The sequence below is a fragment of the Pilosibacter sp. NGB245 genome (assembly GCF_057397225.1).
Map to the genome: position 1 here is coordinate 507,219 of NZ_CM171584.1, position 15,114 is coordinate 522,332.

The following is a 15,114-nucleotide window of genomic DNA, read 5'->3' on the forward strand; positions in this document are numbered from 1 at the left end:
AAGTTGGTGGATATATGAAGGAAAAAGAACATCAATCCATAGAGTGGAAGGAATCATGGCAGGATGAGTATTTAAAATGGATTTGTGGATATGCCAATGCCTACGGTGGAACAATATACATAGGTACGGATGACAATGGTAATGTTGTAGGTATTGATAATGCAAGAGATTTATTAGAGCGAATTCCTAATAAAATTACGGACACAATGGGAATCATTGCAGATGTGAATTTGTTATATAAAGGCGAACTTGAGTATTTGCAGATAATTGTTGATAAATATCCATCTTTAATAAGTTTTCGTGGAAAATATTATTATCGTTCCGGAAGTACCATGCGTGAGATTACTGGAAAGGAATTGGAAAGAGCTTTGTTAAAAACGCAGGGAAGAACATGGGATGGTGTGCCTCTACCAAAACTGACAGTATCTGATTTAAAGCAGGATGCAATACAGCTATTCAAAGATAAGGCAGTGAAAAGAGGAAGGCTTACGAAGGAAGAAGTCAGTGTGGAAGATACTATCTTGATGGATAACCTGCACCTAATTGATGAAGATGGATATTTGATAAGAGCAGCAATGCTTGCGTTTTATAAGGATCCAGAGAAGTGGGTAACAGGTTCTTATATCAAAATCGGTTATTTTGGAAAATCGGATTCGGATTTGGTGTATCAGGATGAGGTGCACGGGCCTTTGATAGAGCAGGTAGATAAGACTGTAGATTTGGTATACACGAAATATATGAAGGCATTGATTGATTATGAGGGTGTCCAGAGAATTGAGCAATTTATGTTCCACAAGGACGCATTCCGTGAGATTTTGTTGAATGCCATTGTTCATAAGGATTACAGCGGTTGCAATCCAATTCAGATTAGCGTTTACGAGGACAAGATATATATTTGGAATGATGGAGAGATGCCTCCAAATCTGGATTCTACTGACAAGTTGTTTATGAAGCATTCATCAAAGCCTTATAATCCGAAATTGGCTAATATCTTTTTCAAAAGCGGTATGATTGAAGCTTGGGGAAGAGGATTTGAGAAGATTAGGGAAGCCTGTGCGTTGTATGATGGACCATTGCCGGAATACGAGATTAATGAGGCTGGAATTATGGTTCTTTGCAAGGCTTGTGATAGGTATTTGAGGTTATTGAGAGATGATGGTCAGCATCCTGACCATCATCCTAACCAAAATGGTCAGGATGTGAATAAGCTGATTATCGATTTTTGTAAAGACCCGAAGTCGGTCCAAGAAATAATGGATGAATTTGATTTTGATAGCAGGACAAGCTTTAGAAGAAAGTATTTAACTCCTATGCTGAAAAATAGTGTGTTAAAGATGACTATACCGGAAAAGCCATCAAGTAAAAATCAGAAATACTTTTCGTAAGAAAATAAGCTAACCACATCTTAACCAATGTGGTTAGGATAAGAATACAAGAATTAAGAGAGAAGGTAATTGACGAATGGATCTAATGGCGGCAATTGGATTGCTTAGCTCTATTGTTACTTTAGAAGAGGCAGGAAGAAGCTGGGTATTAATTGTAAAAGACAAGTTAAAAAGAAAAGAGATTGATATCAATAATTGGGATTCAGATGATCCTTTAGTTCAGACTTGCCTTGATAGATTTAAAACTGATATGGGGGATAAATATAAGAATCATATTTTTTCAGAGGAAGAAATACAAGAAATCATTCGGGGCTTTTTTGAGCAGAATAGAGAGCTGCGTATAGGGAATGAGGAAAAGAAGCAAATGACTCAGATTATTGAGGATATTTTATACGCATATAATGAGTATACGAAGTCCCTTATGTCAAGCGGTGAAAGAACACTACATAACACGCTATCATCGGATTTTTCCAAGATAATGGATAAGCTGGGGGTGATAGAAGAACAACCTCATAAGGAAAACATTAAAAAGTTTTTGCGTGCGATTGAAATAAGTAAAGAAATTGAACTTGAAAATATTGAAGAGCTTATTAACGGTAAATATGAAATTGACAGGTCAGAAATTATTGAAACGATACAGGCAGGACGAGAAAAATTAGTATCGATACAGGGAAATGCTGGTTCTGGTAAATCAGTTGTATGCAAAAAACTGTTAAAGGGAAAAGAATACGTATTAGTCACGCGAGCAGAGAATTTGTCCACAGGAAAGAAAGTAAACGAATTGTGGGATTGTGATGTAGAGGATGCAATCCTGTGGTTAGAAAATAAACCGCTGTATATATTTATTGATGCTATCGAATTTATTGCAGATTGTGGTGACAATGCATTTACGTTGTTGCAGGAGATATATAGGCTTGCAGATAAATACAGCAATGTATATATTATTACTTCGTGTAGAACTACTGATAGTTCTGCGTTTATGAAGATTAATACAAAATATAGAATCAAAACATACGAGATTCCGGATTTGGCGAAAGAGGAGATTGATAAGGTTGCTAAAAGTTATCCCATTATTTTATCCTTACAGCAAAATAAAAAATATTCGGATTTATTATGTGTGCCATTTTATCTCAATTTAATTGTATCGGGAGGATTTGTAGAAGAAAATATTAACGACGAGAATAATTTTAGAAATCTCATATGGGAAAGAATCATCTGCTTAAAAGACAAGTGCAAAAAATATGGTGTCTTACAAAGTGATGTTAGAAACACTGTTGAGCGTATTGTTTTTGAACGTGCTAGTCGTTTTGTTGTTGGTGTTGATAGTGATATTGTAGATAGCGATATTCTAGAAGCATTGAAATCAGAAGAAATTATTGTCGAAAGCAGGAATAAGATACGTTTGAAATATGATATTTTCGAAGATATTTGTTTTGAACGATATATAGATAAGGCGTTTGATGTATGTCATGGATCGTATAATGTTTTTTTTGATGAAATAGAGAAAATCGGGCGTTGCATATATAGGCGATACCAAATTTGGATATCTAACAAACTGTTTGTACAGGAGGCTCGCGAGAAATTTGTATATACACTGTTAACGGATAATAGTATTGAGGCAAAATGGAAAAAGCAAACAGAAATTGGAATAGTAAAATCAAAATACTGTGGATTGTTTTTCAAGGAATTTCAGGAGTTGCTCGATGAAACAGTGGTTGAAGAATTGTTAGATATAACAAACTTATATGCATTTGAGGCGAAAATTAATCATTCACCAGCATTAATAATGAATGTAACACCGATAGGAGCGGCACGTAAAAATTTAATTGGTATGGTTTTTGAAGAACGCATAAGTCTAGATAAAAATAGAACTTCTATTATTAAGCTGTGTGATGATTATGCAAATTGTTTTTATAAAACTGCGGATACTGAAGAAAAAGCATACAAAATAATAATTAGATATATTGACGAGCTAATAGAAAAGAGTAAAGAGGAAAAATCATATTATCAACATGATGAAGAGATTGTGCAGCTTTTTCTTATTGTTGCCAAAATGGCCAAGTCATCTAAGTCATGGCTGAAAGAATTTGTTGAAAATATGATAGTAGAATATTGCTCTGGAACTAGTAGAAGGGACAGTGTTGCTGAAGAGATTCTAAAGGCGGTTGTGAAAAAATGTCCACTTTTATTTGTTATGGAATTACCCGAATTGGCATGCAAATCAGCGGAAACATTATGGGGACAAAGAGTGTCAAGAAAGCATTTTAGGTATGATGGATATGACCATAATAATGTGAGAGCGTATGGTCTATCTGACAATGCAGATCACTTCGACAATAATGAAAACGGCGTGTATAATAACACTTTTTTTTGGTATGTTATGAGATGTGACTTCGTAAAAGGCCTTGAGTGGGCAATATCATTTGTTAATAATGCAGTACAGACATTTGCAGAGAATAAGCCAGATGAGATAACAAATATAGAAATTTTTTTCCCAAAGGAAAACAAGAAAAGAGTGTATTTGGGTAACGGATGGTTGTGGATGGCAGATATCATGGAACATAACCTTCCGGTGGTATTGACGGACATTGTTTTTGTAATAAAGAAGACTGTTATTAATTCTATGAGAAATTCTTCTGACAGTACATATATTAAAGGCTTAGCAGAATACGTTAAGAATACTATATATGAAAAGGCAAACAACGTATTGCTTTTGTCTATTATTGAGGCTATAGGGATGAATTTTCAAAAAGAAATGCCGGGATATGCATTAGAATTAGCATCCAGTATGGAATTAATATATTTTGATATTCATCGTAGTGGCGAATTTATTTCTAATCCGACAAAAGAATTGTTGGAAAAACACATAATGCTATCAATGGGAGTTCCAGAAATAACCAGGCGATATGAGAAAGATGAAAAGTGTGCATGTAATTTGCAACAATACTTTGCTAATTCGTATCTTTATGGAGATGATGGAATAAAAAACAGATGTCATGTTATTTTAGATTACTTATATTCTATATACGATGAAAAAACGTATTCCAATGAGAATTTACAGATTCAAAAAATGGACTTTCGCGATGCTGCTGTGACAAAAATAGATGAAAAGACAATAATGATCGAACCGCAGATCAAGGGGGAAGCGCAAAAGATTATTAAGAATAATGAAGTTACAAACGAACCAATATTACATTTGAATGAAACTATAAATTATCTGATAGAGGATATAAATGAGAAAAAAGCGAATGCTGACCGAATTATTACAGTGATTGATACTCTTTGTGAAAAGATGAAAGGTGATTATCGTATTGAAATGCAGTTCGAGAAAGTACTTGTTACATTTATTGCGTCTGCATTGATAATGCCAGATATTACGGATGAACAGCGAAATAAACTAGTCGAGGAGTGGATTAGGCGTGTAAAGAAAATATTTTTAAATCAATCTTATGTTGCTGAAGTTAATATGGTAATTGCATTGTGGGAACAATTGAATAAAGATATAAATAACGACCTTAAGCAACAGATTTTGTTAATGATATTAGAGAGTATAATTAATGACGATAATTCAGGATTAATTAGCCAGATAGCAGAATTAACAAAGTATTTTTTGGAAAAAAATAGGAATTATGCAAGTAGGATTTTTAATACAATTATTATGCTTGCAGAAGATGAGATGAATCACCAGAAGTTTAATGCTGCATATATAAAAGATAATCGTAATGATGATGACTATGAATTCATTCCTAATATGGTTCCTAAATTATGTGGTGTGGATCATTGGATTCGGGAAAATAATGGAAATGAATATCAAAATAAGAGGTCCGAGATAATTCAAGAATATTTGTATGATGGTAAGGGGGTAGATCTTTCTGAGTTTGATATCAGTGATTATGATATAGACATTCTCAGTAATATTGCATGTTGTGGATTGAATACAGAAGATGAGAAATTTGCCATAGTTATTAGTTCGATTGTGCAATGTATGATTGAAATATGGCATAAAAACTGTAAAGAAATGCGGGCTCATGAAATAATTGACACATTTCAAGAACATAAAGTATCCTCTTATTTTCAAAGAGAATTGAATATTACAGGACGAAATCCAGAAGCTGTTTATGATATTCTGTTTAAAGGAACTGACTTTTCGAAATTTACCAGAGATACATTGGACTTTTATGAAGATGTTCTTAGTGGCTTTTTGGTGTCATATGTTGATGGATTTAGGGAGAAGGGTAAGAGAGATGACATTGAGAAGAAGATTCGAATTCTTGAAACTTATGTAAATAGTATTCCAGAGGACTATGTAAGAAATATTCTTGAAAAGAGATTGTTCCTTTGTAAAGGAAGATATAGCAGATGGGATGTAAACAAAGTAAAGGCAGAATATAGTTATAAAGATAAGTGCTTTCTGAATGTACAGATTGAGAAGTATGGCTCCAATCATTTGAACGATGTTCTATACACAGTATATTTGCTCAATATTAGTGAACTCTTACCAGAAATTTTGATATCTATTAGTTCATGCTTTACAAAAGCTATTAGAAATAGCAAAGAACAGTTTGCAAAAGAAATAATAGATTCACAAGTGATAGTTGATATGATTATCTTAAAATCCTTTATATTCTATAGCGATGAAATAAAAAAGGATGAGAAGCTGATTAATGCATATGAGGACATACTATTAGCATTGACAGAAATAAGAAATGAGAAGGCTGCTGTACTATTAGATGAATTTCGAATTCATTGATTTGAATGTGAAGATTGGAAGATAGAATTGGGATGTTAAAAGGAATTGGACGGAGTTATATCGTTGGATGATTTGGAAGAAATTAGTGATGATTAAAAAAGGCAGTGAAATATATATTAGAGAAATGGTAAATCTTAGTCTCACCAGTCTCAAATTACTATGAGACTGGTGAGACTAAGATGAGACTAACTCAATAGAGTATTTCCTCAACTGGGGGAATAATTAATTAAATTCATTCATAGCATCCACATAATCCTGCAATCCGTTTTCTTTCAATGCCAGTTTGGCATATAGCAGAGGGGTTTCCTCTGCCAGCCGGTATAGATATACAATATCAGTAGGATTATCAAAGATAACAGAGAAATTACATTCCTTACAACGTATAACAAGAATTGCGTTCTCGCCGGTATTGACGATAATGGAGTCTGTGGAAGGTTCGTACATTCCGAACTGAAAATTAAGATTGTTGTTCATGACAGTCTCCTTCCCACAGATATTTTGCATCATCCAGCAGGTCGATAATAGCTGTTAGCATATTAGTGTATTCGATTTGTAATTCCTTGATGGCTTCCGAAGAAGGAAGAGTATCGGGAGTGCGGTCTGGTGAGGTAAATGCCTTTTGCATTTCAAGTAATTGCAGATAAAATGCATTCACAGTTTGCACCAGAGGATAGATGTTTTCTTTCTTGCCAACAACGCAGATACGATTGTAGATGCATGAACGGACGAAGTAATCTTTCTTCATCAGTCCACTGGCAAGGATACGGGCTTCAATTTGTTTCCTTTCAGCGTCAGTGATTCTGAAGCTGATGGTTGGGTTTTTATGTTGATTGCTCATGGTAATGCTCCTTTCGTTTTGGCTGTGGCAGCAGGCGTAATAGATAACCTGACAGCCACAGGAATTTATTCATTGTGAGTAATAAAAAAGTAGATTATATCATTCCTATGGAAAAAAGTTTAGGTGCAGATACTGCAACTAATTTGCTACTAAAAGTTTTGAAAACGATGCGAAAAGAGCGATATTTGGCGAAATAGATGTGTCCAAAATGCGGGAAATATCAGCATTTATGAGTTGCCGATAATAAACTCGGGAAGAGTTTGAATAAAATACTATTGTTAACAGAGGATGCGGGAATATATTTCTGCACCCTTTGTTAATTGTCAGCCCCCTTGCGGGGCTGTGAGTTGAAACAAAAATCAGGTAATCGACTTTTCTGCCGCCCTCAAAGTCAGCTTTCTTGTGGATTGTGAGTTGAAACAATTTTTCTCTACATCTAAATGAAAAACTTAAGCTTTCAGCTGTTCTTGGGAGAATGGAATAAGTGCAGTCGGTGAGGACAACTAAATAAAGCCTCCTGCAATATGATGTCGCAAGCCAAACTCAAAACCAGAGGAGGCGTTCCAAATGAACAATGGAAGTTTATCACATACCCAATGAAATAATATAAAATTGCATACATGGTATAATTATGGTACAATTAAACTACATAAAGGAGGTGCTTTTATGCCGCAAATTGTTCCAATCAGTCATTTGAAAAACACTTCAGAAATTTCAGAAATGTGTCATTCTACAAAAGAACCAATCTTTATTACGAAAAATGGGTATGGTGATATGGTGCTCATGAGTATGGAAAACTATGAACGGATGATGAAGTTGTCAAAAGTTTATAAGGAGCTGGAGGAGTCGGAGAGCCAGATAGAAGCGGGGCAGACGATGAATGCGAGAAAGCAGCTTGCATCCATGAGGGAGAAATATGGGTTATAAACTGGAAATTGCGCAGAAGGCATCTGAACATTTGGATCAGTTGCTGGCTTATCTGTTGAATCCGTTGAAAAGCGATCAGGCAGCCAAACATCTTCTTTCGGGAATCGAAGAAATTTATGATCGTCTGGAAGAAGATCCATGGCAATTTCCAACATGTATCGATTATGTGCTTCGAAAAAAGGAATACCGGAAGGCAAAAATACCGGGCATGGCATAGCTTATGATTTATCGGGTAAATGAAGATATAAGAACGGTCTATGTCATGGGAATCTTTCATGAATTAGAGAACTATGGAAGCAAGTTATAAAGAAGACCTGAGAGAAATCCGGTTGGATGACAATATATTTCCCTGGATATTACGGTAATGGGAAGAGCCGGACTATTTTGAGATGTTCTGCAAAGAACTAGAAGCGTGTGGGATCACATATAGGCTGAAATCGGAAGGACCGCTGATATTGACACAGATGGCGGAACTTTGGCACTGTGTTGCGGTGGTTCTATGCCGATAGTTGGGGTGGGATTTCTTAGAATCCCGCTCCATTATTGAATTTGGAGCTTTTCCAGATCCTTTGGAGGAAGTTTATAATTACGCACATTTTTTGACATGGAAAAGATTATGATGGCAGATGAAAAAAATCAGCAGTATTCCAGTTGCAAATGAGGTTCACTAGAAAGCGAAAGAGAGAACAATAAAATGAACAACAAGATCGTAGTCTGCCTCGGAAAAGGTGGGCAGAGAGATATGGCAGAGTCTTTTGCCAGAAAAACAGGAGCGCCGATCGTGGATAAGCCAGGAGAATATCTGACGATTCATTTTGATTCCAAGGGAGTGTCACTGTCAGGATTCGGGTTGACTTATCAGGGAGACTTTGCGGAGACAATGATGCATAGAGTCACCAATGGAAGACTGCAGCATGAGATGCTGGTAAAGGCGGCAAGCTCCGAGAAAGAAGGGCGGAAAGCAATCGATGCCACTGCCGGTATGGGAGAAGATGCTTTTTTACTGGCTGCACAGGGGTACGAGGTGACATTATATGAGCAGAATCCGGTGGTCGCTGCACTTCTGAAGGATGCCATCCGTCGTGCAAAAAAGAATCAGATTTTAAAGGATATCGCCGGCCGCATGAAAGTAGTGGAGGCAGATAGTGTAGAATGCATGTCAAAGCTTTTGGATCCGGTAGATGTGATTTATCTGGATCCGATGTTTCCTGCGAGACAAAAATCCAGTCTGATCAATAAAAAACTTCAGCTGATCCAGAAGCTGGAGCCGCCATGCTCGGAGGAAACAGATCTTTTTGATGCGGCACTAAAAGTCGGTCCGTCCAGAATTATCGTTAAGCGGCCATTGAAAAGTGAATGTCTTGCAGGCAGAGAGCCTTCTTATACATTGAAGGGGAAGGCAATTCGGTATGATTGCTATGTGCTGTAAAAACTCCCACTAACAGAAGAATCGCCCATGCGGTGTGGTCTGAGCAATTTTCCGGGAAATGGGAGATCAATAGTCTTGCAGTCTTAAGGTGCGAATGATATAAAATTTCATGATAAATTGGGCAAAACAAGAAATGCGAACCAATAGATAAAATAGTGGAATCAAGAGTCATAAAGAATAAAACATCACAGACTGATTCGGATGGCAACATTTACTACCTGAATCCGATCTCTGACAACACCAAAGGTAAAATGCAGACCGGATGGTTATGGATCCCGGATGCCAATGGTGTTAAGAGATGTTACTACTTCAACCCGGTTTCCGATGGCTACCGCGGAAAACTGCTGAGAAATACTGTCATTGATGGCAGTACCGTGAACGCAGACGGTGCATGGACGGTCAATGGAGTGGTGCAGACGAAATAGGGAAGAGAAAACAGATATGTAAGACATCATAATAAAAATATCACAGGCAGGGGCAGATGAAGCAGTCGTGTTTCATCTGCCCCTGCCTTTTTGTGTCCAAAATTTGTGAGAGCCTGAGCATAGAATAAAAATCACAGAGCATAACAGAAAGCACACTTTACAATATGAAGGAGGACACATATGAACACATTACTGAAAAGCGCAGGCGGTATCACACAGGTTTCGGCAGATTCCAGACTGCTGTCAAATCGGCTGATCTTTCTGGAGGGAAAGATCGATGCGGGCAGTGCGGGGGAGTTTGTCCGTCAGATCCTGATCCTGAATCAGGAGAGCACGGAGAAGGCGATCCGTGTCCTGGTCAACAGTGCTGGCGGGGAGATCAGCTCCGGTCTCATGATCTACGATGCGATCCAGGGAAGCCGGGCACCGGTCGAGCTCTACTGCATCGGACATGCGTACAGCATGGCGGCCGTGATCGTTGCGTGCGGATCGCATGGAAGATATATCCTGCCGCATGGGGAGATGATGATCCATGAACCGATGCTTGGGCAGCAGGTTGCCGGGAATTCGTCCTCGATCCGTTCCATCTCGGAGGGACTTTTGGAGATGAAGGGGCGGATCAACCGTCTTCTTGCAAAGCACACAAAAAGGAGTGAGGAGGAGATTGAAAAAGCAACTGCCTACGACCATTTTTTCAGCCCGGAGGAAAGCGTCGAATTCGGACTGTGCGATGAGATCGTGGGATTTGAGAAGATCCTGGAACCGATTCTGTAAATGCTCCTCGCCGGAGTTATCTGGGATTCCATAGTACAAGGAAATAAGATTTGCCCGGAGATAGAAGGCAAAGCCATCGGTGCAGCAGATGCGGGATGGTTTTGATCCACGTCTGAGAAAACATGAGACTGTGAACTGCTGCGGCGCAAAAAGGCACGTGCAGGGGGAGTGTACAGGCCGGTGCAGTAAAGATGCAGTTTAAAATTCTGTTACATAGTTTGGAGGTATGCGTATATGAAAAAAGAACGAGTTATTTTAGGAAAGAACTGTTCCTACAGCGCGGACAGCAAAATCACAGGAGTCAACAATAACCGCGTGATCGTCGGCGGTTCCGGATGCGGAAAAACGGTTTCCATCCTGGAGCCGGAGCTTTTGGAGCTTCTGAGAGCCGGATCCTCCAACATGATCGTTGTTGCGACGAAGCGGCGTCTGGTCGACAAGTATAGAAATCCATTAAAAAATGCCGGATATACTGTGTATGACTTGAATTTCGCGGAGCCGGAAAATTCGAATTGCTGCTATGACCCATTAAAATATACAAAAACCGAGGAGGACATCACAGATCTGGCATCTGCGATCGTGCTCGCAAATGCGAAAAAAAGCAACTCGAAAATGGACCCGTTCTGGGATGACAGCGCGATCTCGCTTCTCACTGCGGAGTGTGCAGCATTTCTGGCACTTGGTAAGGACTGCTTTGCCGATGTTGTCCGGTTTCAGAGCAGCATGGGTATCTATTCAGCAGGAAATGCAGGAATCACGACCAGCTTCGATAAGGTGATGGAAGAAGCGGCTGCCAGCCGGCCGGAGTATTGTATCGAAAAATACTGGAATACATTCCGGGAGAATCCGGATCGGACTGCCCGCTGCATTTATACATCATTAAACACTGCGATGGATAAAATGTTCACATCCAGGATCTGCAAAGTGATGAAGACAAGACCGGTTATCGATTTCCAGAATGTGGCGAACGAAAAGAGCGTGATCTTCGTGACGACAAGTCCGGTAAAAAAATCACTCCACGCTCTTGCCCAGATGTTCATCTCCCAGGCGGTGAAAGAGCTGTTTGAGATCGCGGAGAAAAAGCCATCCGGTACGTTGAAGAGGCCGGTCCATATTTCCTTCGACGATTTTGCCACCGGCGGGCGGTGTGCAAACTTTCCGGAGTATATCTCGATTTTCCGGGAAAAGGGAATGTCCTCGACGATCCTTCTCCAGTCGGAGGCGCAGCTTCACCAGATGTATGGGAGCGACGCGATCACGATCCTGGATAACTGCGACAGCTATGTATATCTCGGCGGAAACAATATCGATACCGCAAAGAGCATCAGTATTCGGCTGAATGTCCCGGTAAATGAAGTGCTGCACATGCCGGTCGGGCGGGAGATTGTTTTCCGCAGAGGTCAGCAGCCGGTCGTGACGGAACGGTACGATGTCTTTCAGGACGAGGACTACCGGCGGATCACGAGAGAGTACCAGGAGGAGGTACGGAAAAGTGAAGAGGTGATCGGGAGAATAGAAAATCGGTGCCAGAGTGTCAGACGGGCGAGGATGAACCGGCTGCTGAGCGAGGAGAGCGGCGAGGTGGAGATTAGGGAGGTGGAATAGGCGTATAAAAACATCCCGGTCACGTGGGAAATGTGACCGGGATGTTTTTATACGCTTGCGAAAAGACAAAGATCATTACAGATGACTAGGTACGCCGCGCGGGATGCGGACCGCAGACTTTATATAAGGAGTAATCAAGCCTTTAAATCTTTTTCAATCGCCTCGTAAATCTGCACATAAGATTCCAATGCGTGACAAATGACCGCAATAGAGTGACGGTTGCTGTCGTTGCCGGCATGATTTGTCTTATTTCGTTCATCCTTTAACTGCATATGCAGACGGAGAAGGATATTGATCTTCCGGTAGGATTTCGGATTTTCTGCGATATAATATTTGCGAACCGGAAACGTATTATCTTTTGTATTGAGGACGGATATAACCGGATTAGAGTTATATGCCTCCAGCGCGAGATAATTGGTCCGCTCTTTCAGCGGTACAAATGGGACCTTCTTGGAAGGACGTTTCGTATATCCGACCGCCTGCACAATATAGTTTTCTGCAGATTCCCACCCTTTTTTAGGTGAATTCTTCTGGGTGATATAGCTCAGAAAATCGTCACTCAGAACTGGATCCTTTGATTTTGAATTAAAGATAGAAAAAGCAGTTACTGCTTTTTGACCATTTTTTTCTTCTTTCTGCTTCTCAGAAATTAAAAATCCATTTTTCAGAAATACAGCCGGCATTTTGCTCTCCACCAGAGTAAGAGCCTGCTGAATGAAGCCCTTTTCGGTACACCATCTGATCTCATCAATAACACGGCGGTCTTTGTTATTCAGAAGACTATGACCATAGCTGTCACGGATCAGATCCTGGAACATTGTGAGATAACCGACATTCTGGAGAGAATTATTCTGTTTTCCCAGTTTCGGAAGAGAATCAGAAAGATTCTTTAACCCAGTTTCGAATTTTGTAACATCGCAAAGCTGAATACCTTCCGCAATCGTCTGCATATTTGCTAAAACTTCCTGTTCATCGCTATTGCTGCTTTTAAGAGCAGTATCCGAATGGGATTTTTCCGGTGCGATCGCCTGCTTCAGCGATGCAGTTTGTCCGTAATAGATACATTCATGAATGCCGGATACGAAATTCATGATCTTAAAAATTTCAGAAGCAGAGGTAAAAACAGCGCGAGGTCTGGAGTATTCAATGCTGTGAATATTTTTTTCCGGGATTGTGATGCCTTCCATCTGAAGCAGGGAGAGGATACTGTTCAGAGCTTCTTGATCAGTTCGGATACCACCGTGAGTGTCTACATGAATATCCATATTTGGGTAATGCTTTTTCAGAGAACGAATTTGCTTGACCACTTCGTTGATGAAAAGTACAGTCTTTTGCGTACGCCGCTCCTGGGTGTCAGATGACTTGGGAGAAGTATCTATATCCGTGTGAATTTCCTTATCAGACAATGAAGTGATCGAAGTTATACAATGGCGAAGAAATCAAAACAGACACAGGCGTGGCAGAGCTGGAAGAGCAGAGAGTGTCTGGCGGGAGCAAAAGCGGAACAGGCAGGGGATAGATGGACAAAAAATCCATCTGTCCCTTTTTTCGTCAGAAAGAAGAAACCTGTTTACTTTTCCAGAAATCCCTTTTATACTGGGTAAAGCGCATATATTAGCGGCTGTTCAGCGGGGCTGTGCAGTTCCTGCACGGACTGGAAAAAGAGTATGAGTAACGGAGGAGAAGAAGGATGCAAAAATGTAAAAAGGGGGGTAGCGCTGCTTCTTGCGGCGTCCATGATGACATTTCTGCTTGCCGGATGCGGATCGAACCAGGTGACGACGGAGAATACAGGCAGCTCGGACTACAGACCTGATCGCGGGCTTCCGTATATCATTTCTCTTCTGGTCCTGGCGGTTTCTTCGAAGAAGTCGAGAGCACCGAAGGCGGAAGGAATCCCGTATGATAAGGGACAGAGATAAGATCAGGGAAAAATTTTTGTCTGGGGTAGTCCGGAATGGGAAACTGCCCCAGATGTTGTGAAAGTGTTATGCTAGAGATAAAGGAGAAGAATATATAAGATGGGAATCGTTGTAATCGGAGATGTTTTTATTGATATTAAGGGATATTCCTTATCCCCGTATATCCCGCAGGGAAGAAATGCCGGAACGGTCATTCAGATCCATGGCGGAGTAGCAAGAAATGTGGCGGAGAATATCGCAAACATCGAGTTAAAGCCGACGTTCATCAGCGCTGTGGACAACAACGCGATGGGTGATGATGTGATCGAGAAGCTGAAACGCCATAAAGTTGAGACAAAGTATATGAAAAAGGTTGAGAACGGAATGGGAACATGGCTTGCCGTTTTCGACCATGAAGGAGATGTTGTCGCCTCCATTTCCAAGAGACCGGATCATAAGCCGATCGAGCAGATCCTCGATGAGTATGGGGACGAGATCTTCAAGGACGCGGACAGCATCGCGATCGAGATCGACACGGATAAGGAGATCGTGAAAAAGACATTTGCGTATGCGGAAAAGTATGGGAAAGAGGTCTACGCACTCGTGTCCAACATGACGATCGCAGTCGAGAGACGGGACTTCCTGCGCAGAACAGCATGTTTTGTCTGCAACCAGCAGGAAGCCGGGATCCTTTTTTCCGAGGATTATGAACACATGACAGCGGCGGAGCTCGCAAAGGTCCTTCCGGAGCGCGTCCGCTCAGCGCAGATTGCCCGCATGGTTGTGACCATGGGCGGGGACGGCGCTCTCTATGTGGATAAAGACGGAAGTACCGGGATCTATCCGGCAAGAAAAGTGGATGTTGTCGATACGACCGGAGCCGGAGACGCGTTTTTCTCAGGTGTCTGCATCGGTCTGACTTACGGAAAGAGCCTGCAGGATTCCTGCAGGATCGGAACAAGACTTGCAGCGACCGTGATCTGTACTTCGGAGAATATCTGCCCGAGATTTATGCCGGAAGAATTTGGTCTTGTGCAGTAGGATAGCAGCGTACCCGGGATGAACCGGGTACATTCGTTT

General features: G+C 40.5%; 13 protein-coding genes. 10 read left to right on the plus strand and 3 right to left on the minus strand.

Annotated elements, in window-relative coordinates; translation table 11 throughout:
- Positions 1-14: 14 nt before the first annotated feature.
- Together ACXMYH_RS02185 and ACXMYH_RS02190 are read left to right on the plus strand one after the other, a co-directional pair.
- The gene (locus tag ACXMYH_RS02185) at positions 15-1,385 is read left to right on the plus strand and encodes an ATP-binding protein (RefSeq protein ID WP_329751778.1); all 1,371 of its coding nucleotides are present in this window, start codon (positions 15-17) and stop codon (positions 1,383-1,385) included.
- Between the two features lie 76 nt (positions 1,386-1,461).
- Complete coding sequence (locus ACXMYH_RS02190; protein WP_329751779.1) at positions 1,462-6,135, plus strand: hypothetical protein; 4,674 nt, start codon at positions 1,462-1,464, stop codon at positions 6,133-6,135.
- 222 nt (positions 6,136-6,357) lie between these two features.
- On the opposite strand, the gene ACXMYH_RS02195 is transcribed toward ACXMYH_RS02190, so the two are convergent.
- Both ACXMYH_RS02195 and ACXMYH_RS02200 read right to left on the minus strand, forming a co-directional pair.
- Complete coding sequence (locus ACXMYH_RS02195) at positions 6,358-6,609, minus strand: hypothetical protein (RefSeq protein ID WP_329751780.1); 252 nt, start codon at positions 6,607-6,609, stop codon at positions 6,358-6,360.
- Positions 6,593-6,973 carry a plasmid mobilization protein gene (locus ACXMYH_RS02200; protein WP_329751781.1) on the minus strand — a complete coding sequence of 127 codons (381 nt, stop codon included), beginning with the start codon at positions 6,971-6,973 and terminating at the stop codon, positions 6,593-6,595. Before ACXMYH_RS02200 ends, ACXMYH_RS02195 begins: the two co-directional genes overlap by 17 nt.
- Before the next feature lie 666 nt (positions 6,974-7,639).
- On the opposite strand from ACXMYH_RS02200, the gene ACXMYH_RS02205 reads away from it, so the two are divergent.
- From ACXMYH_RS02205 to ACXMYH_RS02230, 6 genes are all read left to right on the plus strand, one after another.
- On the plus strand, positions 7,640-7,900 hold the full coding sequence (locus ACXMYH_RS02205; protein ID WP_118297493.1) for a type II toxin-antitoxin system Phd/YefM family antitoxin: 261 nt from the start codon (positions 7,640-7,642) through the stop codon (positions 7,898-7,900).
- Complete coding sequence (locus ACXMYH_RS02210; RefSeq protein WP_486555439.1) at positions 7,890-8,117, plus strand: hypothetical protein; 228 nt, start codon at positions 7,890-7,892, stop codon at positions 8,115-8,117. The genes ACXMYH_RS02205 and ACXMYH_RS02210 overlap by 11 nt, the downstream gene beginning before the upstream one ends.
- 477 nt (positions 8,118-8,594) lie before the next feature.
- Positions 8,595-9,329, plus strand: a complete 735-nt coding sequence (locus ACXMYH_RS02215) for a class I SAM-dependent methyltransferase (protein ID WP_118605188.1) — start codon at positions 8,595-8,597, stop codon at positions 9,327-9,329.
- A gap of 155 nt (positions 9,330-9,484) precedes the next feature.
- Positions 9,485-9,754: a hypothetical protein gene (locus tag ACXMYH_RS02220; protein WP_486555440.1), complete on the plus strand. Its 270-nt coding sequence runs from the start codon at positions 9,485-9,487 to the stop codon at positions 9,752-9,754.
- A gap of 180 nt (positions 9,755-9,934) precedes the next feature.
- Positions 9,935-10,528 (plus strand): ClpP family protease, encoded by a 594-nt coding sequence (locus ACXMYH_RS02225; RefSeq protein ID WP_118530106.1) that lies wholly within the window; start codon positions 9,935-9,937, stop codon positions 10,526-10,528.
- Between the two features lie 234 nt (positions 10,529-10,762).
- Positions 10,763-12,133, plus strand: coding sequence for a type IV secretory system conjugative DNA transfer family protein (locus ACXMYH_RS02230; protein WP_486555441.1), 1,371 nt, complete (start codon positions 10,763-10,765; stop codon positions 12,131-12,133).
- Between the two features lie 134 nt (positions 12,134-12,267).
- Here ACXMYH_RS02230 and ACXMYH_RS02235 read toward each other — a convergent pair whose 3' ends face one another.
- A complete protein-coding gene (locus tag ACXMYH_RS02235) occupies positions 12,268-13,398 on the minus strand; it encodes a TM1812 family CRISPR-associated protein (protein ID WP_118530102.1) in 1,131 nt (376 codons plus the stop codon).
- A gap of 402 nt (positions 13,399-13,800) precedes the next feature.
- Here ACXMYH_RS02235 and ACXMYH_RS02240 point away from each other — a divergent pair, with 402 nt between their 5' ends.
- The gene (locus tag ACXMYH_RS02240; RefSeq protein WP_486555869.1) at positions 13,801-14,055 is read left to right on the plus strand and encodes a YgdI/YgdR family lipoprotein; all 255 of its coding nucleotides are present in this window, start codon (positions 13,801-13,803) and stop codon (positions 14,053-14,055) included.
- A gap of 99 nt (positions 14,056-14,154) precedes the next feature.
- Positions 14,155-15,075: a carbohydrate kinase family protein gene (locus ACXMYH_RS02245; RefSeq protein WP_118297490.1), complete on the plus strand. Its 921-nt coding sequence runs from the start codon at positions 14,155-14,157 to the stop codon at positions 15,073-15,075.
- Positions 15,076-15,114: the final 39 nt, after the last annotated feature.